The organism is Streptomyces sp. NPDC059695 (assembly GCF_042733785.1).
In the GTDB taxonomy this organism is placed as follows: Bacteria; Actinomycetota; Actinomycetes; order Streptomycetales; family Streptomycetaceae; genus Streptomyces.
The window spans coordinates 1-17,645 of the sequence record NZ_JBHWFF010000010.1 but is presented as its reverse complement, the minus strand read 5'-3'; the positions used below and the strand labels follow the sequence as shown (position 1 = coordinate 17,645).

General features: G+C 75.2%; 15 protein-coding genes. 5 read left to right on the top strand and 10 right to left on the bottom strand.

Translation table 11 applies throughout. The features are described 5' to 3' along the window. Nucleotides 1-34 precede the first annotated feature (34 nt). Nucleotides 35-394 carry a hypothetical protein gene (locus tag ACFV2S_RS14520; RefSeq protein ID WP_383797589.1) on the bottom strand — a complete coding sequence of 120 codons (360 nt, stop codon included), beginning with the start codon at nucleotides 392-394 and terminating at the stop codon, nucleotides 35-37. After that, on the bottom strand, nucleotides 391-990 hold the full coding sequence (locus ACFV2S_RS14515; protein WP_383797588.1) for an RNA polymerase sigma factor: 600 nt from the start codon (nucleotides 988-990) through the stop codon (nucleotides 391-393). Before ACFV2S_RS14515 ends, ACFV2S_RS14520 begins: the two co-directional genes overlap by 4 nt. Nucleotides 991-1,407: 417 nt before the next feature. On the opposite strand from ACFV2S_RS14515, the gene ACFV2S_RS14510 reads away from it, so the two are divergent. Continuing rightward, on the top strand, nucleotides 1,408-2,631 hold the full coding sequence (locus tag ACFV2S_RS14510; RefSeq protein WP_385558324.1) for an MFS transporter: 1,224 nt from the start codon (nucleotides 1,408-1,410) through the stop codon (nucleotides 2,629-2,631). A 58-nt stretch (nucleotides 2,632-2,689) separates the two neighbouring features. Here the strand turns inward: ACFV2S_RS14510 and ACFV2S_RS14505 are convergent, their stop codons facing one another. Then, nucleotides 2,690-4,039: a helix-turn-helix domain-containing protein gene (locus ACFV2S_RS14505; RefSeq protein ID WP_385557816.1), complete on the bottom strand. Its 1,350-nt coding sequence runs from the start codon at nucleotides 4,037-4,039 to the stop codon at nucleotides 2,690-2,692. Nucleotides 4,040-4,173: 134 nt separating this feature from the next. On the opposite strand from ACFV2S_RS14505, the gene ACFV2S_RS14500 reads away from it, so the two are divergent. The 4 genes from ACFV2S_RS14500 (at nucleotide 4,174) to ACFV2S_RS14485 (ending at nucleotide 8,760) form a co-directional block, all read left to right on the top strand. Then, complete coding sequence (locus tag ACFV2S_RS14500) at nucleotides 4,174-5,502, top strand: M64 family metallopeptidase (RefSeq protein WP_385557813.1); 1,329 nt, start codon at nucleotides 4,174-4,176, stop codon at nucleotides 5,500-5,502. A 120-nt stretch (nucleotides 5,503-5,622) separates the two neighbouring features. After that, nucleotides 5,623-6,708, top strand: a complete 1,086-nt coding sequence (locus ACFV2S_RS14495) for a chitinase (RefSeq protein ID WP_385557810.1) — start codon at nucleotides 5,623-5,625, stop codon at nucleotides 6,706-6,708. 81 nt (nucleotides 6,709-6,789) lie between these two features. Further along, nucleotides 6,790-8,202: an amidase gene (locus tag ACFV2S_RS14490; RefSeq protein ID WP_385557807.1), complete on the top strand. Its 1,413-nt coding sequence runs from the start codon at nucleotides 6,790-6,792 to the stop codon at nucleotides 8,200-8,202. 135 nt (nucleotides 8,203-8,337) lie between these two features. After that, nucleotides 8,338-8,760 (top strand): VOC family protein, encoded by a 423-nt coding sequence (locus tag ACFV2S_RS14485; RefSeq protein WP_385557805.1) that lies wholly within the window; start codon nucleotides 8,338-8,340, stop codon nucleotides 8,758-8,760. Here ACFV2S_RS14485 and ACFV2S_RS14480 read toward each other — a convergent pair. From ACFV2S_RS14480 to ACFV2S_RS14450, 7 genes are all read right to left on the bottom strand, one after another. Continuing rightward, nucleotides 8,757-9,230: a hypothetical protein gene (locus ACFV2S_RS14480; protein WP_385557802.1), complete on the bottom strand. Its 474-nt coding sequence runs from the start codon at nucleotides 9,228-9,230 to the stop codon at nucleotides 8,757-8,759. The two genes, ACFV2S_RS14485 and ACFV2S_RS14480, sit on opposite strands and share 4 nt — an antisense overlap. Then, on the bottom strand, nucleotides 9,227-9,748 hold the full coding sequence (locus ACFV2S_RS14475) for an RNA polymerase sigma factor (protein ID WP_385557799.1): 522 nt from the start codon (nucleotides 9,746-9,748) through the stop codon (nucleotides 9,227-9,229). The genes ACFV2S_RS14480 and ACFV2S_RS14475 overlap by 4 nt, the downstream gene beginning before the upstream one ends. After that, nucleotides 9,735-10,175 carry a DUF3995 domain-containing protein gene (locus tag ACFV2S_RS14470; protein WP_385557796.1) on the bottom strand — a complete coding sequence of 147 codons (441 nt, stop codon included), beginning with the start codon at nucleotides 10,173-10,175 and terminating at the stop codon, nucleotides 9,735-9,737. The genes ACFV2S_RS14475 and ACFV2S_RS14470 overlap by 14 nt, the downstream gene beginning before the upstream one ends. A gap of 121 nt (nucleotides 10,176-10,296) precedes the next feature. Further along, entirely contained in the window at nucleotides 10,297-11,532 is a 1,236-nt protein-coding gene (locus tag ACFV2S_RS14465) for a VWA-like domain-containing protein (RefSeq protein WP_385557792.1), read from the bottom strand. Continuing rightward, on the bottom strand, nucleotides 11,529-12,782 hold the full coding sequence (locus ACFV2S_RS14460; protein WP_385557789.1) for an AAA family ATPase: 1,254 nt from the start codon (nucleotides 12,780-12,782) through the stop codon (nucleotides 11,529-11,531). Before ACFV2S_RS14460 ends, ACFV2S_RS14465 begins: the two co-directional genes overlap by 4 nt. Before the next feature lie 41 nt (nucleotides 12,783-12,823). Then, nucleotides 12,824-14,278 (bottom strand): hypothetical protein, encoded by a 1,455-nt coding sequence (locus ACFV2S_RS14455; RefSeq protein ID WP_385557786.1) that lies wholly within the window; start codon nucleotides 14,276-14,278, stop codon nucleotides 12,824-12,826. Between the two features lie 150 nt (nucleotides 14,279-14,428). After that, complete coding sequence (locus ACFV2S_RS14450; protein WP_385557783.1) at nucleotides 14,429-17,518, bottom strand: BTAD domain-containing putative transcriptional regulator; 3,090 nt, start codon at nucleotides 17,516-17,518, stop codon at nucleotides 14,429-14,431. Nucleotides 17,519-17,645 lie beyond the last annotated feature (127 nt).

Here is a 17,645-nt window from a genome sequence, read left to right as displayed (position 1 = left end):
CAGGCCGGGGCAGGAGGCCGCGGAGCCGGGGGGATCAGTCGTTCTTCGCCCCCGGCTGCGCCTTGGTGAGGGTGCAGACGCCGTCCACGCACTGACGCTCAAGACGGCCCCGGGAGATGGTCTGCGCCAGGCCGACCATCCAGCAGGTGGGGCAGCCCCGGAAGGCGATGAGCGCCAGCGGCGCCGCGAGCAGGCTCGCCGGGCCGACGACGGGCACCATGGCGATCGAGCCGATGATCAGCCCGAAGCCGATGACACCGCGCGCCAGGTGGCGCGGGACGGACTTGCTCGCGAAGTTCGGCGCCGCGGACGGGGCCTTGATCGGGGTGACGGCCGGTGCGGTGACCGGGGCCTTCACGCCCTCGGGGGGCTTCACGATGTTCACGGTGTTCATGGTCGTGAGTCTCCTTCGACTGGTCTGTCGATGGCCTGATCTGATGCCTGGTCGGTCGCTTCCAGCGCGTCACGCAGCGCCGCACGCGCCCGGTGCAGCCGCGACTTCATCGCGGCGGTGCTCAGACCGAGCGTCTGGGCGACGGTCTTGCCGGGCAGGCCCTGGACGTCCCGCATGATCAGGACCTGCCGCTGGTCACGCGGAAGCGCGCTGACCGCGGCCGCGATCCGCTCCACCTCCAGCCGGTACAGCACGGCCTCCTCGGCCGACGGCTCCGCGCCTGCCTCCGGTTCGGCGGATACTTCGTCACGTCGGGCGACGAGCAGCCGCAGCGACCGGAGGCACTCGTTGCGCACGATCCGGAACATCCACGAGGCGAGCGCACCGGTGGCCCGCAAGGTGCCGATCTTCCGGTAGAGGATGATCAGCGCCTCCTGTGCCGCGTCCTCCGCGTCCTGCGGCGAGGCGCACAGCGATATGGCGAACTTGCGCACATGCGGCTGCGATTCCATGACGACAGTGGTGAGCGACGTGACGTCGCCGTCCTGAGCGGCCTTGATCAGCCGCTCGTCGGGCCAGGGGAAGCGTTGATTCATGCGCTACTCATACCGGAAGGCGCCCCGCGCGCAGCCGCTGGTCAGCTTCGGCTCTTGTTGAAGCGCCGCATGAGGTGCCAGCTGCACGCACCCACGAGCACCACGCCGATCACGATGATGGCAGTCACCATTTTGCTGTTTCCTCCCGGTTACGCCGGCCCCGTTCGGCCGGTACACACATAAGAGACGGGGAGGTCCCCAGAGGATTCAGCTCCCGCCGAAGTTTTTTTCGATCCGCCCCGGAGGGCCGGACGGGCGCCCCCCGCCGAGGCCGGCAGCCGCTCGGGCGACGTGCCCGCCAGAGGCTCGGGCGCGGTCCGTCCGAGGCTCGGACGGCGGGGTCAGGACCGCGCCAGGGGCGGGAATCGGGTTCTACCGGCGCCGCGCCGCGCCCCCTAGCGTCGTCGCGTGACCAAGATGCTCAGCTCCTCCGTGGAGGGCGCCGGTGCACGGCCGCCCCTGGTGACACGCCCCCTGCTGCTGCGATTCGTCTCGATCATCGGCGCCTCGACCAGCTTCTACCTGCTCCTGTCGGTCGTCCCCCTCTACGCCGAGGCGTCCGCCGGGGGCCACGGCGGTGCCGCCGGGCTCGCCACCGGTGCGCTGATGCTGGCCACGGTGGGCGGCGAACTGGCCACGCCCCGGCTCGTCGCCCGCTTCGGCTACCGCCTCGTGCTCGGGGCGGGCCTCGTCCTCCTCGGTGCGCCCGCGTTCGCGTTCTCCGTCTCGGGGAGCACGGCGTGGATCGCGGCGGTCTGCGCCCTGCGCGGTCTCGGCTTCGCCTTCACGGTCGTCGCGGGCGGTGCGCTGACGGCCTCGCTCGTACCGGCCGAGCGGCGGGGTGAGGGGCTGGCCCTCGTCGGCATCGTCTCCGGGGTCCCGTCCCTGGTGGCGCTGCCCCTGGGCGTGTGGCTCGCGGCGCACGTGGGGTACGGGCCGGTGTTCGCCGCCGGAGCCGTGGCCGCGCTGGCCGCCGTCGTCTCGGTCCCGGGCCTGCCGGACCGCGAAGCGGCCCCGGGGCGGGACATCGGGGTGGCGGCCGGATTCCGGACGGCCGCGCTGCTGCGGCCCACGCTGGTCTTCGCGGTCACCGCCCTCGCCGCCGGGATCCTCGTGACCTTCCTCCCGCTCGCCGTCCCGTCGGCCTCCGCGGGGGTCGTCGCCACGGCCCTGTTCGCCCAGTCCGCGGCCGCGACCGCGGCCCGCTGGGTCGCGGGCCGCCACGGCGACCGGCACGGGGCGGCCGTCCTCCTCCTGCCCGGCCTCGCCGCCGCGGCCGGCGGAACGCTCCTGACCGCCCTGACGCACAGCCCGGTCGCCGTCGTCGTCGGCGTGGCCCTGTTCGGCGTCGGCTTCGGCGCCGTCCAGAACGTCACCCTGACCCTGATGTACGCACGGGTCCCCGCCTCCGGGTACGGAACCGTCAGCGCCCTGTGGAACTTCGCCTTCGACGCGGGCATGGGCGCCGGGGCCGTGGGCTTCGGAATCCTCGCGGCCCGCACCGGCTATCCGGCGGCCTTCGCGCTCACGGCCGCGGTGATGCTCACGGCCGCCGTCCCGGCCTGGCGCGACCGAGGGACGGAGGGTGCCGGGGCCGCGACCGGGCCCGAGGGCGGAGACGGGAAGAGGAGGGAAGGGTGAACGGCCTCGTCGGCACCCCGCGTCCGGCGCCCCCGACGGTCGTACGGCCGCGCCGGTCCTACAGCGGCGGCTGGGCGGGGGCCGGGCCGAGGGTGGTGGTGCCGGCCGTGCGGTGTCCGAGCCCCGTGCGGTAGGCGTCGAGGGCCGCCTCCACCCGGCCGGTGCGGCGCAGCAGGTCCCCGAGGAGCCGGCACAGGTCGGCGAGGTCGCCCGCCGCGCCCGCCCGCTCCAGGAGGCTGAGGGCCCGTACGTAGTGCTCCTCGGCCGTCTCGGTGTCGTGGGCGTCCTCGGCGATGATGCCGAGGAGCCGGTGCGCGGCTGCGGCGTGGACGGCGCCGCGCTCCGGGGACAGGCCGTCGAGCCCCCCGAGCACCCCGCGCAGCAGTTCGGCGGCCTCCCCGGACCTGCCCTGCCGGTGCAGCACGTCGGCGAGTTCCACGGCGACCTGGCTGCTGTAGAGGGAGGCCCGGTGCGAGGTGAGCATGGCGCGGGCGGCGCGCAGCTCCTCCTCGGCCCGGGCCAGTTCGCCGTTCTGGGCGTACACGTAGCCGCGCATCCAGCGGCAGTTGGCCAGTTCGGTACGGATCTCCAGCTGGCGGTACATCTCGGCGGCCTTGCCGAGCGAGGCGTCGGCCTCGGCGATGCGGCCCTCGGCGAGCAGGGTGCGCGCGACCGAGCGGTGCATCCGGGCGATCAGCGCGGGGTCCTCGGCCCGCGGGGCGAGCGCCAGGGCCAGTTCGGCGGCCTGGGCGGCGCGGGCCTGGGCGCCCATGTCCATGTAGGGGGCGATCACGGCGGTGTAGAGGAGGAGCAGCGCGTCGGGGTCGTGCAGGCCGGCGAGGTTGAGTTCGTCGAGCGTGGACTCCAGGAGGTAGACGGCGTAGCGGAGTTCGCCCGCCAGGTAGTGCGCGACGGCGCGGCCCCGGCGGGCCGGGACGCGGGCGGGCAGGGACGCCTCGGCGAGGAGCCGCTCGGCGTGCTCGAAGTGCTCGCGGGCGGCCGCGAGGTCGCCGGTGTCGAGCCCGCACTCGCCGAGTCCGAGCCGCGCGGTGGCCTGCTCGTCGACCAGTCCGTGGGCCGCGGCCTCGTCGAGCAGGGCGGCGTACCGCGCGGCGGCCTCCTCCGCCGCGCCGTCGGCGAGGGTCCGCTGCGCCCCGGTGAGCCGGAGCCGCAGATCGGTGGCGAGGTGGGCGGGCCGTCCGGTGGCGAGTTCGTCGAAGGCGACGCCGAGCCGCTCGGCGAGGTGGTGCAGCGCCTCGTCGGACGGACGCACCCGTCCGGCCTCCAGCGTGGAGACGTAGGCGGGGGTGTAGGAGGGCTCGGCGAGCTGGCGCTGGGTCAGCCCGCGCTGGACTCGCAGCCGGTGGACCCTGCGGCCGATGGTCTCCGGGTCGTCCCGCTGTGCCATGCGCCCCATCATGCCAGCTCCCCTGCCGCCCACGTGGTCCTCCCGGGCGCCGGGGGCTTGTGCCCGGTCCTCCCGACCCCCTAGCTTAAGCGGCTACTTAAGCACAGTTAACCCGCTACTTGAGAGAGGTCGCCGTGCCCGGACCCCGATCGGCCCGCACACGCTGGATCACCTCCGTCGGAGCCTTCGCCACCGCCGCCGCGCTGCTCGCCGGAGCACACACGGCGGGGGCGGCTCCGGTTCCCGCCACCGGCCCCGGTGCGGGGGAGACGCACCGGGTCGAGTACTTCGACGGGCCCGGCGGCAAGCCCCGGCACGCGACCGTCCCCGCCGAGGCGCCCGCCGGGATCGCCCGCCACCGGACGTCCGCCGCGGCCCCGGCAGCGACGGTCACTCCCGTCCAGGAGACCGGGCCGGTCTCCGGGCGGCTCGACCTCGTGATCATGGGCGACGGCTACACCGCCGCCCAGCAGGCCGACTTCCGCGCGGACGCGCAGGCCACGCTGGACCACGTCTTCGCCATCGAGCCGTACGCCAGCTACCGCGGCCTCTTCAACATCTGGCTGGTGGAAACCGTCTCCGCCGAGTCCGGCGTCTCCGGCGATCCGACCGCCGGCGTCGTCAGGGACACCGCGCTCAGCTCGTACTTCTTCTGCGAGGACACGGAGCGGCTGCTCTGCCTCGACACGTCGAAGGTCACCGCGTACGCCGACCGGGCACCGGCCTCCGACATCGTCTTCGTCATCGCCAACTCCGCCAAGTACGGCGGCGCGGGCTACAGCTTCCCCACCCCGCCGGACGGGGCGTCCTACCACGGCGTCGCGACCATGTCCTCCGACAACCCGCAGTCGTACCTGATCGGAGCCCATGAACTCGGGCACTCCATAGGCAACCTGGCCGACGAGTACCAGTACGCCGGCTTCGGCGCCTACCCGTACCCCTCGTCCGAGAGCTCCAACATCTCGGTCGCCCCGGAGCTCGGCACCACCAAGTGGTACCGCTGGCTCGGCGAACAGGACCCGACCGGCTCGGTGATCGGGGCCTACGAGGGCGGCGACTACTACGAGACCGGCGTCTACCGCCCCACCAGCACGTCGCTCATGCGCACCCTGGCCTCCACGGAGTTCAACCACGTCGGCCGCGAGGCGATGATCAAGGGCTTCTACACGTACGCGGACGGCCTGACCTCGACCGTGCCGACCGGCACCCGGGTCCGTCCGGGGGAGCGGATCGGCGTGCGGCTCGCCCCGGTGACCGGCCTGTCCGGCCTGAAGCTGACCTGGTACGTCGACGGCAAGCAGGTCGCCCGGGCCGCGGGCGACACCTCCGTGACCCCCGCCCGGCTGGGCGCCACCCGCAGCGGCCAGCGCGTCACGGCCAAGGTCACCGACACCACGGCGGCGGTCCGCGACCCGGCGGTCCGCGCGGCGGCGTCCAACTCGCTGACCTGGCAGGTGCGCTGACACTCCGTGCGGCAACTCCCGTACGTGTGAGGGTGGTTGACTAAAGGTCTGGACCAACTTACGGTCTGCTGGAGCGCGCGCCATGCCCAGGACCACCCCCCCACGTCCCCAGGAGCACGCATGCCAGGCCCCCGGATCACCCGTGTCCTCGGAGCGGGGCTCACCGCCCTGCTCGCCGCCGCCGTCCTCACGGGCCCCGCGGCCGCCGAAGGCGCCCCGCCCGCGCAGTCCCCCTCGTCCGCCGCCGCCGACACCTGCGCCCTCAAGCCGAGGCCCGCGGGGAAGGTGCTCCAGGGGTACTGGGAGAACTGGGACGGCTCGGCCAACGGCGTCCATCCGCCGTTCGGCTGGGCGCCCATCGACGACCCCCGGTTCGCCGCCCACGGCTACAACGTCATCAACGCCGCCTTCCCGGTGATCCGTTCGGACGGGACCGTGCTGTGGGAGGACGGCATGGACAGCACCGTCCGGGTCTCCACACCGGCGCAGATGTGCGCCGCCAAGGCCGCCGGCGCCACGATCCTGATGTCCATCGGCGGAGCCGCCGCGGGCATCGACCTGAGCTCCCGGGCCGTCGCCGACCGCTTCATCGCGACCGTCGTCCCGATCCTGCAGAAGTACAACTTCGACGGGATCGACATCGACATCGAGACCGGTCTCGTCGGCAGCGGAAGCATCGGCACCCTGTCCGCCTCGCAGGCCAACCTGGTGTACATCATCGACGGGGTCCTCGCCCGCATGCCCGCCGGCTTCGGGCTGACGATGGCGCCGGAGACGGCGTACGTCACCGGCGGTAGCGTGGCCTACGGCTCCATCTGGGGCGCCTACCTGCCGATCGTCAAGAAGTACGCGGACAACGGCCGGCTGTGGTGGCTCAACATGCAGTACTACAACGGCAGCATGTACGGCTGCTCCGGCGACTCCTACTCCGCCGGCACCGTCGCCGGGTTCGCCGCCCAGACCGACTGCCTGAACAGGGGACTCGTCGTCCAGGGCACCACCATCAAGGTCCCGTACGACAAGCAGGTCCCCGGCCTTCCGGCCCAGCCCGGCGCGGGCGGCGGCTACATGACGCCGTCGGCGGTGGCCCAGGCCTGGAACCGCTACGGGGGCTCCCTCAAGGGCCTGATGACCTGGTCGGCCAACTGGGACGGCTCGAAGGGCTGGACCTTCGGCGACAACGTCAAGGCCCTCCAGGGACGCTGAACCGCTCCGGCCCCTCGCGTGTTACCCACTGGTAGGCAATGATGGTGGGCGACCATCCACACGGCCGGGGGGCTGACAGCGGTGACGACGTACGAGAAGACCAGGGTCCACGCCTTCCGGGACGACGCCCTGGGGGAGCACGACGCCGTCGGACTCGCCGACGCCATCCGGCGCGGCGAGGTCGGCGCCGCCGAGGCCGCCCGCGCGGCCGCCGAGCGGGTCCGGGCCGTCGAGGAACGGCTCCACGCCGTCCAGACGCACGCCGACGCCCCGGCGCCCGCCGCCGGATCCGGCGGGGTCTTCGCGGGCGTCCCGACCTTCGTCAAGGACAACACCGACCACCGGGGCCTGCCCACCGGCCACGGCAGCGCGGCCTTCACGCCCGCACCGGCACGACGGGACGCGCCCTTCACCCGCCAGTTCCTCAGCACCGGGTTCACCGTGCTCGGCAAGACCCGGCTGCCCGAGTTCGGCTTCAGCGCGAGCACGGAGTACGAGAACGCCGAACCCGTCCGCAACCCCTGGAACACCGGCCACTCCGCCGGCGGCTCCTCGGGCGGCAGCGCCGCCCTCGTCGCCGCCGGAGCGGTGCCGATCGCCCATGCCAACGACGGCGGCGGATCCATCCGGATCCCCGCCGCCTGCTGCGGGCTCGTCGGCCTCAAGCCGACCCGCGGCCGGCTCGTGCCGAACGAGCAGAGCCGCCGGCTGCCCCTGGACCTCGTCGTCGACGGCGTCGTCAGCCGCTCCGTACGGGACACCGCCGCCTTCCTCGCCGGCGCCGAGACGCACTGGCGCAACCCGAAGCTGCCGCCCGTCGGCCTGGTCGAAGGGCCCTCCGGACGACGTCTCCGCATCGGGTTCCTGCGGGACTCGCCGAACGGCGTCGCCTCCGACACCGTCACCCGACAGGCCGTCACGGAGACCGCGTCGACGCTCGAACGGCTCGGCCACACCGTCGAGCCGGTCGAGATGGACATCGACCCGCGCTTCACCGAGGACTTCCTCACCTACTGGGGCATGCTGTCGTTCCTCCTCGGAGCCACCGGCCGGACCCTCGGCACGGACTTCGACCGGCACCGCATGGACGGCCTCAGCCGCGGGCTGCGCGCCGCCTACGTGGAGAACTGGCGCCGCACCCCGGGCGTGCTGCGCAGGCTGAAGCGCACCAAGGTGGCGTACGCGGCGGCCTTCCGCGGCCTCGACCTGCTCCTCACCCCCGTCCTCGCCCACCCCGCGCCGGAGATCGGGCACCTCGCGCCCACCGTCCCCTACCCGACGCTCATCGAGCGGATCCTGGCGTACGTCGCGTTCACCCCGGTGGACAACGTCGTCGGCACCCCGTCGATCTCCCTCCCCGGCCCCCGGACGACGGACGGGGGACTGCCCGTCGGCGTCATGTTCTCCGGCCGCCCCGGCAGCGAACGGACCCTCCTGGACGTGGCGTTCACCCTGGAGGCGGAGCGGCCGTTCCGGCGGATCCAGGACGCGTGACCCTGCGGTGAGCCGGCGGCCGCCTGAGGCAACCGGTCGAATTCCGGGACGCGGCCGAGGCGTCGCCGCGTCCGGCGGCGGAGCTTCCCCTAGCCTCGGCCGGAACCACCGGCCCGTCAGGAAAAGGGGAATCCCGTGCCCTCTCGGCTCAACCCGTACATCAGCTTCGACGGCGACGCCCGTGCCGCCCTGGAGTTCTACAAGGAGGTCTTCGGCGGCACCTTGGACCTCAACACCTACGGCGCCTTCGGCGAGGACAAGGCCGGGGACGCCGCCGACAAGATCATGCACGGCATGCTGGAGACCGGCAGCGGCTTCACCCTCATGGCCGCGGACGTCCCCCCGGGCATGCCGCACCACCCCGGCAACAACATCGCGGTGAGCGTGAGCGGCGAGGACGCCGACGAACTCCGCGCCTACTGGGAGAAGCTCTCCGGCACCGGCACCGTCGCCGTCCCCCTGGAGAAGCAGATGTGGGGCGACGTCTTCGGCATGTGCACGGACCAGTTCGGCATCACCTGGATGGTCAACATCACCGGTCGCGACAACGCCTCCTAGCCGACGGCCCGTTCGGCCAGGCGCGCCATGGCCCGCTCCAGCTCGCGGCGCGCCCCGAACGGGACCAGCGCGGCCCGCCCGGGAACCCGGACACCGCCGGTGAGCGCCACCCGGGTCCGGCCGCCCTCGTCCACCGCCGCCATCCCGATGACCAGGAACCGGCTCTGCAGCCAGCACCAGCCCGGCCGCAGCACGCCGCGGAAGCGCGCCCGGAATCCGTGCCGGCTGCGGGCGAGGGCCTCCACCCGGTCTCCGTCCCGCCGCAGGATCCGCACCGACCGCATGTCGGGCTGGAACTCCCCGAAGCCGCCCTCCAGATCACCCATCACGCCCCACACCGCGTCCAGCGGCGCCGGCAGCACCCGCTCCACGATCCGCGCGCCCCGCACCCCGGCGGCCATGACCCGCAGCCGACGCACCTCGTCGATCACCGGGCCGTTCCCCTCGCCGGTCGTCTTCTCGTCGCTCACGCCGACCACGCCTTCCGGAAGCTCTGTCGCGCCCGGTGCAACCGGGACTTCGCCGTACCCGCCGGCACTCCGAGGAGCGCCGCCGCCTCCGCCTCGTCCATCCCCTCGACGTCCCGCAGCACGAGCACCGCCCGGTGCGCGGGAGAGAGCCGGGCCAGGACGTCCCCGATGTCGGCGGCCAGCTGCGGATCCCCCCGCTCCGGTACGTCGGGGAGCTCCGCGGGCCGCGCCCGCGCCGCCCGCCCGGCGACCCGTACCGCCTCCCGTACGGAGATCGCCCGCACCCACCCGTACAGCGCCGCGGGCTCCCGCAGCGAGCGCAGCGAGGTGAAGACGGCGACCAGGGCCTCCTGGGTGGCGTCCGGACCGTCGTCGAGCGCGATGGGACCGCAGATCCGGGCGATGTACGGGGTCAGGTGGTCGAGCAGGTCGTGCAGGGCCAGGGTGTCGCCGCGCCGGGCGGCCCGGACGAGTGCGACCCCCCGGTCGACGGGACCCGTGTCCTCAGCGGGCGGCACGCAGGGCCGTCCAGCCGAGGACCAGGCTCAGCGGGGTGTAGAGCAGCGCGTTCAGCCAGGGGAAGACCGCCCCGGAGCCGTCCCGGCCCAGCACGATCCACACCAGGCCGGCCGCCCCGCGCAGCAGCATCCCCCCGGCCACGGCATACGTGACCAGGCGCGGGATCCGGCGACCGCGGACGCCGCGCGCGTGGGCGGCCACGGCGGCCGCGGCGCACCCCTCGACGAGGGCGAGCGGCAGCACCACCGCGGGCCCGAAGGACACGACATCGCCCAGGACGGCGAGCGAGAGCCCCCGCTCGTCGACGGCGGGCCAGGTCAGCCCCGTCGCCCAGTAGACGTGCGCCAGCGCGAGGACGGCGAGCAGCACGGCGACGGCACGCCCGCCGCCGGCCGCGCGAGGCCGCTCGATGTCGATGACCGCCATGAGGTCCCCTCCGGATCGGATCGAGGTCGGTTCGGCGCCGACGCCGAAGGGTGCCGACACCTGAAGGAGGACCCGGACCCGTCGGACGTTCCCTGTGATCCGGCTCACGCCCGCGCGCCGACTAGCCGAGCTCGACCACACGGGCCCACTCCGGCGGTCCGGCGGGGACGTGGTCGGGGTCGTCCTCGTCCCAGGAACGGAACCTCCGCTCGCGCGGGAACAGGCCCACCACCGTCCGGCAGGCCGGCCGCCCGGCCGGCCACGGCGTCTGACCGTCGGTCAGGACCACGAGCACGTCGGGCCGCGGACGCGCCCGGAGCGCCGCGGCGAAACCGGTCCGCAGATCCGTACCGCCGCCGCCCATGAGCGGAATGCCCTCCGCGCGGCACAGCGGATGGACGATCCGCGCCGCCGCGTCGCAGGGCAGAACGGTGACCAGATCGCGCCGGCCGCCCACCGCCCGGGCGATCGCGGCGACCTCCAGGAGCGCGCTGCCCAGCTCGGCGTCGCTCACCGAACCCGAGGTGTCGACGACGACGGAGACCCGGGGCGGACTGCGCCGCAGACTCGGCAGCACGGCGCCGGGCACCGAGGCCGAGCGCCGGGACTGCCGCCCGTACGCGTAGTCGTCCCCCGAGCCGGAACCGTGGGCCGCCGACCTGACCGCCGCCCCCAGCAGCGCGCGCCACGCCTGCGGCGGATGGAACGCCTCCTCGGCCCACCGCCGCCAGCCCCGCGACGTGGTGCCCGGACGGCCCGTGATCGCCTCGGCCACCCGGAACCGCACGGCGTCCTGCTCCTGGGCACTGAGCCCCCGGGCGCCGTCCGCCCCGAGGTCCCAGTCCCGCTCCAGGCCGTCGGCGCCGCTGCCGCAGTCCAGCCACCCCGCGTCCGAGGTCCGCCGCCCCAGCTGGAACTGCCGCAGGTAGTCCTCCATGAGCTCGCCCTCGGGAAGCCCCAGCATCCCGGGATGCACGGCCCCCTCGGGCCTCGGCAGTTCGTCGTCGAACACGTCGTCGTTGATCTCGCAGTCCGCGGCGATGTTCATCCGGAGCCGCTCGCCCGGACCCGTGAGACCCCGCTCCCGCGCCACCCGGTCGCTGCGCCCGTGATGGTCGCGGAGCAGGTGCGTCACCTCGTGCACCCACACCGCGGCGAGCTCGCGCAGCGGGGTCCGGTCGACGAACGCCGGCGACACGTAGCAGCGCCAGTGGCGGTCCACCGCCATGGTCGGCACGTCCCGCGTCTCCACGGTGTGCAGGGCGAACAGCGCGGTCGCCAGATACGGCCGGACGCGCACGGCGTGCAGACGGGCGGCGTACAGCTTCTCCCGGTCCAGCGGGGCCACCGCGCTCACCGCCCCGCCCCCGCGCCCGACCGCACGCGGTCGCCCGCGCGGTCCGCGCGCCGGGACAGGGACACCACACCGGCGAGCCGCTCGATCGACTCCGGAACGTCCCAGTCCTCCCGGCGCAGCCCCGCCAGCGCCGTCGCCGGAACCACCACCAGATCGGGTGCTCCCGACTCCAGGGCCCGGGCGAGCAGCACCCACGCCGCGTCCCAGCGGGACTTCTCAGGGCGCCGCGCCACGGCCTCCACGACCCCCTCCAGGGCCGCCTGGCGGCGGTCTCCGCGCTCGGGGAGCTCGGCGCCCTCGGGATCGGCGAGGAGCAGCTCGGGATCCGGGAGGTCCATCCGGTCGAGCCAGGCCAGGAGTTCGAGCCCCGGCCCGTCCCCGACGGCGCCCCTGACCAGCTGTGCGAGCACGTCCCGTGAGACGTCGGCGGCGGTCGCGAAGGCGATGAGCCGCAGCGCCGTCTCCCAGCTCCGGGGCGAGGGCCAGGCGCCGCCCCGCATCGTCTCGCCACCGGGCAGCCGGTGCACGAGCGCCGGACGGGCCGTCAGCAGACCGCAGACCGCCCGCCGGGCGACGTCCACGGCCTCCGCCAGCCTCTCCGGGGCCAGCCGGGGGAGGGTGGCTCGGGGCCAGGTGCCGCCGAGGCCGCGCACCACCACCTCGGCGTCGTGGGTCCAGCGCAGATGGACGAAGCGGTTGGCGAGCGGCGGGCTCAGCTCCCAGCCGTCGGCCGCCGAGGACCGGGGATTGGCCGCGGCCACGATCCGTACGTCGGGCGGGAGGACCAGCGTCCCGATCCGCCGCTCCAGGACGAGCCGGAGCAGGGCGGCCTGGACGGCCGGGGGAGCGGTGGACAGCTCGTCGAGGAACAACAGGCCGCGACCGGCCCGCACCAGACGTACGGCCCACTCCGGCGGCGCCATCGGCACGCCCTGTTCCCCGGGGTCGTCCCCGACGACCGGCAGACCGGAGAAGTCGGTGGGTTCGTGCACGCTCGCGATGACCGTGGTCAGCGGCAGGTCGAGCGAGGCGGCGAGCTGCGTCAGGGCCGCGGTCTTGCCGATGCCCGGCTCACCCCACAGGAGGACCGGCAGGTCGGCGGCGACCGCCAGGGCCAGCGCCTCCAGCTGGGGGTCGGGCCGGGGCTCGGTGGTGGTGTCGCGGAGCAGGGACAACAGGGCTCCGGCGACGTCGAGTTCCCCGGACGGGGACGGACCGGAGACAGGAGCGGTGGGCAGGGGTGCGGGCACGGAGGATCACCTGGGAAGAAGGAGGGGAGACACGGTCTCCGTCAGCGGGGTGAGGAGTTCGGGAAGGCGGACGTGGCGTGGCGCGGGCGCGCGCCACGCGCGCTCACGCGTCGGCTGTCCGGACGTGTGCCGCGGGTGGGCGGGGACGAGGGCGGCGCGAGCGGCCGGCCGGGCGCGGGGCCGATGAGCCCGGCCCGGTAGAGCCCGTACGTGACGCGCCGCTCGGCCGCCGCCTCCAGGGCGTCCCGGAGCGCCCCGTCACGCAGCAGCGCGGCGGGACCGAGGAGGCCCTCGACGACGGCCAGTGCCCCGGCCACGTCACCGTGGTCGAGCCGCTCGCGGACACCCCTGAGGCAGTCCGGGCGCCGGTGCGCCTCGTCGACGGCCCGTACGCAGGGGAGTGCGGTGCCGGTCAGGGCGACGAGCAGTTCCTCGCGGCGGAGTTCGGCGGGGTCGTGGTCGAGCGGGGTCAGCACCCCGTCGACCAGACCGATCCGGTGCACGGCACCCCGGCACGCGACGAGGCGCGGCGCCCCCGCCCGGTCGGGCGGCAGGGACGGCCCCGTCGGTACGTGGCCGGGTACGAGCGCGGCGGCGACCAGCGGGTGAAGTCGCCCCGCCTCGACGAGACCGGCGCGCAGCAGCTCCAGGTCGGGCGGGAGCCAGGTCGCCGCGTCCGGCAGGACGGGCACCCTGGCGGAGCCGTGCCGGGCGGACTCGCTCCGGAGGGCGGCCGTGGCCGGTGGACGCCCGGGATCCTGGGACGGGTCGGCGTCCAGGAGCAACCGGTGCCCCCTGCCCAGGCGTACGGACACGGGACCCGCCGGCCGGCCCTCGGCGCGCAGCAGGATCGCCGCCTCGTCGGCCCACCGGTCCACGGCGCAGGGGAGTCCGTGCCACGGCAGATCCGGCCCGGGCGGGGCGACGGACGGCCCGTCGGCCCCGGAGCGCGTGCGCAGTTCGGCAGACCGGCTCGCGTCCCAGAGGTGCCGGTGCAGGTCGAGCCGGAACCGGGGGTGCGGGTGCGGATGGGGATGCGGAGGGGAAGGGGCGGGACCGGCGTCGGACCGGGACCGGTCCCAGAGCGCGAGGCTGATCCGCTGTCCGGAGTCCGCCCAGGCGGGGGCGGTCCGGGCGACCAGACACAGCGGGCCCGCGCCGTCGTCCCCACCGGTGCCGTACCGGGCGAGGGCGACGGTGAGGCCCGGGCGCAGCAGCCCGTCCGGGGCGATCCTCGGCATGTGCCAGCGCAGCAGATCCGGGGCCAGGCGACGCAGATCGGCCCGCACGAGGGCCGCGCGTTCCGTGCCGTGGATCCGTGCCGACGCGCGGAGGTCGAGATCGACGTCGACGTGCGCGGCGGCGCAGGCCCCCGCCCAGTCCTCGGCCTGACGGCGGGTGGTCGCGGTCTCGATCATGGAGGGCGGCACGGCGAACTCGCGCACGCGCAGCCAGCGGGAGAGGTGGGAATCCTCGTACGCGGAGGGAGTGGCCATCAGCACTCACCTTGCGCGGACGGGACCCCCGATCTGTGAAGGAGGTGAGTCGTCATCGCGATCATCGTACGACGCCGCGTCGACGACGGCACGGGCTTTTTCCGTGGGCGCCGGCTGCTGCGCGGGTGTGCGCCTGGGCGTCGGTGTCGGTCAACGTGTGGTGCCGGTGCCGGTGCCGCCGTGGTCCTGGACGTGGCACGGTGCCCGGCGGTCGACGGTCTCCCGCGCCGGGTCACCCGTCCCGGCCAGCCCGTCGCGCGCCCTCTCGTACAGGTGGGGATGGTCCCCGGCGCCGGGCAGCGAGAGGGCGGTCCTGAACTCGCGGTGGGCCTCCGCGCGACGGCCCGCCGCCGCGTACGTGCTGCCGAGCCGGGTCCGGACCTCCATCTCCAGCCAGGTGCTGGTGTGTTCGGTGAGCGTCGACAGGGCCTCGTGGTGGGTGTCGACGGCGGCGCGCAGCCGGCCCCGGCCGTGCTCGGCGGTCGCGAGCCGGGAGAGCGCCGACACGCGGAGCGTGGGGTCGTCGGCCTCGTGGGCGAGGTCGGCCGCCCGCCGCAGCAGGCCGATGGCGTCCGTGGTCCGGCCCAGGGCCAGCCGCGCCTCGGCGACGAAGCACAGACCGCTGCTGATCGTGCGGGGCCGTCCGCTCCGCTCGGCCAGCGCGAGCGCCTCGGAGTACAGCTCCTCCGCCTCTTCGTGGCGGCCCTGTCGATGGTGGATCGCGCCCAGGTTGCAGGTCACGACACCGGTCAGCCAGGCGTCGCCGAGTCCGGCCGCCAGGAGCGCGGCCTCCTCCAGGTGCGCGGTTCCCTCCTCGACGCGACCCCGCGTCCACTCGGCGACCCCGAGCCCGGCGACGGACCGGGCCCGGTCCCGTGGGCTGGTGTCGCCGGGGCTGAGGCGCAGCGCGTCGACGAACCAGGCGTACGCCTGCCCGAACTGTCCCTGATGGACGTCCACGAAGCCCCTGCAGTTGCGGAGCGAGGCGGGCATGCGACGGTCGTCGGCCCGGTCCGCGCAGGCCAGGGCGAGGTCCAGGACGGTCCGGCACTCCAGGTGCCGGCCGTGCCGGAGCAGGTGGTCGACCAGGGCCTCGGCGATCCAGCAGGCGTGGTCGTACTCCCCGGCGGCCGCCGCGTACGCCACGACGTCGACCAGCTCGCCGCCCGCCGCGTCCAGCCAGGCGGAGGCCTCCCGCCCGTCGGCGAAGGGGACTTCGGCGGCGGCGGGTCCGGTCGGGAACGCGTCCGGGCCCCAGTCGCCCGCGAGCCGTCCGGCCACCGTGTAGAGGCGCAGGACGGCCACGCGGTCCGCCGTCGCCTCCGCGGGCGAGGCGGCGGCGAGCTGCCGGGCATGGACCCGGACCAGATCGTGCAGCCGGTAGCGGCCGGGATGCGGCTCCTGGAGCAGGCTCGCGTCGACCAGGTCCTCCAGCATCCCTTCGGCATCGGCACGGGACCCGCCCAGTGCGGCGGCGAGACCGAGTCCGTCGAAACGGACGGTCGGCACCACCCCCAACGCCCTGAATCCACGCCGCAGTCGCGGCTCCAGCCGGTCGTACGAGAGCCGGAGCGCGGCCTCCACGCTGCGGTCCTCCGCGCGCAGCTCGCCGAGGCCCCGGTCGTCGTCGGACATCCGGCCCGCCAGGAACGCCAGGGTCCACGACGGGCGGTTCTGCAGCCGGGCGCTCGTGATCCGCAGCGCGAGCGGCAGGCCGCCGCAGCGCCGGGCGAGCTCCAGGGCGGCCTCGGGTTCGCGGTCCGCCCGGACCTCCCCGAGGAGGGAGCGGAGCAGGCCGAGCGCGTCCTCGGCGGGCAGGGGCTCCACGGTGAGCCGCACGTCGGCGTCGAGACCGGGCAGCCGCTGCCGCCCCGCCACGAGGACCCGGCTCCCCGGGCCCGCGGGCAGCAGCGGACGGATCTGCTCGGCGCTGCGGGCGCCGTCCAGGACGAGGAGCAGCCGCAGCCCGCTCGTGGCCGCGCGCCAGGCCGTGACCAGGTCGGCCAGGCCGTCCGCGCCGTCCGGGTCCGCGGGGAGCTCCTGGCCGCCGCCCCGCACCGTGCGGAGCAGGCGACGCAGGGCTCGGTGCGGTCCGCCGCCGTGCGCCTCCAGGTCCACGAACAGACACCCGTCGGGGTGGTCGTCGCGAAGCGTCCAGGCGGCGCGCACGACGAGCGCGGTCTTGCCGACGCCGGCCGTCCCGTCCACGGTCATGACCGACACGGCGCCGGGGTGGACGGGAGCGGTGAGCAGAGCGAGTTCGGCCGCGCGCCCGACGAGACGGGCGATGTCACCGGGGAGCTCGTTGCGCGGCGGGCTCCCCCCACCGGGGCGGCGCTCCGCCGCGCCGTCCGGCGGTGGGACCTGTCCCGAGGCGGTGTCCCGCAGGGCGGGCGCCGGTGCCGGCCGGGTCCCTTCGGCCGGGCCGAGCAGCAGTGCCTCGTCCCGGCGCAGGACGGCCTGGTGCACGCGGCGCAGGTCCGCGCCGGGCTCGACGCCCAGTTCGTCCAGGAGCCGGTCGCGGGTGTCCCGGTAGACGGCCAGCGCCTCCGCCTGACGGCCGCTGCCGTACAGCGCCCGCATCCGCAGCGCGGCCAGCGGTTCGTCGTACGGCAGGGCCAGGGGCGCCGCCATGAGGCCGTCCAGGGCCTCCGGATGGCGGCCGAGCAGGACGAGGCACTCCGCGCGCTCCTGGTGCAGGGCCCGGCGCAGCCGGTTCAGCCGCTGCCGCTCGGTGTCGGCGAGGGGCCCCGGGAGGCCGGGCAGCGGATCGCCGCTCAGCAGCGCGAGGGCCCGGCCGCCCGCGTCGAGGGCGCCCGGGAGGTCGCCGGAGGCCTTCGTGTGCCGGGCGAGCGCCGCCCGCTCGGCGAGCTCGGCGAGGTCGGTGCGGGCGGCGCCGGGCTCGAACCGGTAGCCGCCGCGCCCGCCGCCGATCACCGAACCGCCGGGCCGGGCGTCCACGGGGTCCAGGGCCCTGCGGAGCGCGTAGACGTAGCTCGGCAGGACGCGGTGGCCGGTGCCCGGCGGCTCCGCGCCCCAGACGTCGTCGAGGAGCTGCCGGTACGTCACGAAGCCCGGGGCGCGCAGGACCAGGGCCGCGAGCACGGCCTGGCGCCGTACCGGACCGAGGGAGAGGGCGACGTCGCCGCGCCGGGCCCGGACGGGCCCGAGCAGGTCGATCCGCAGGGGCTCGCCCGCTTCGGCCGGGCCCGCGCCCCGGCCCTCCGGTTCCACACGCACGTCCGCCCCCGAGTCCCCCGTGCGTCGCGGGTCTGCCCGCCGCCGAGGTCGCCAAGTTCGCCGAGCTGACCTTCGCCTACATCGACGAGCTCTCCGCCGCGAGCGCCGCGGGCCACGCCGACGAACT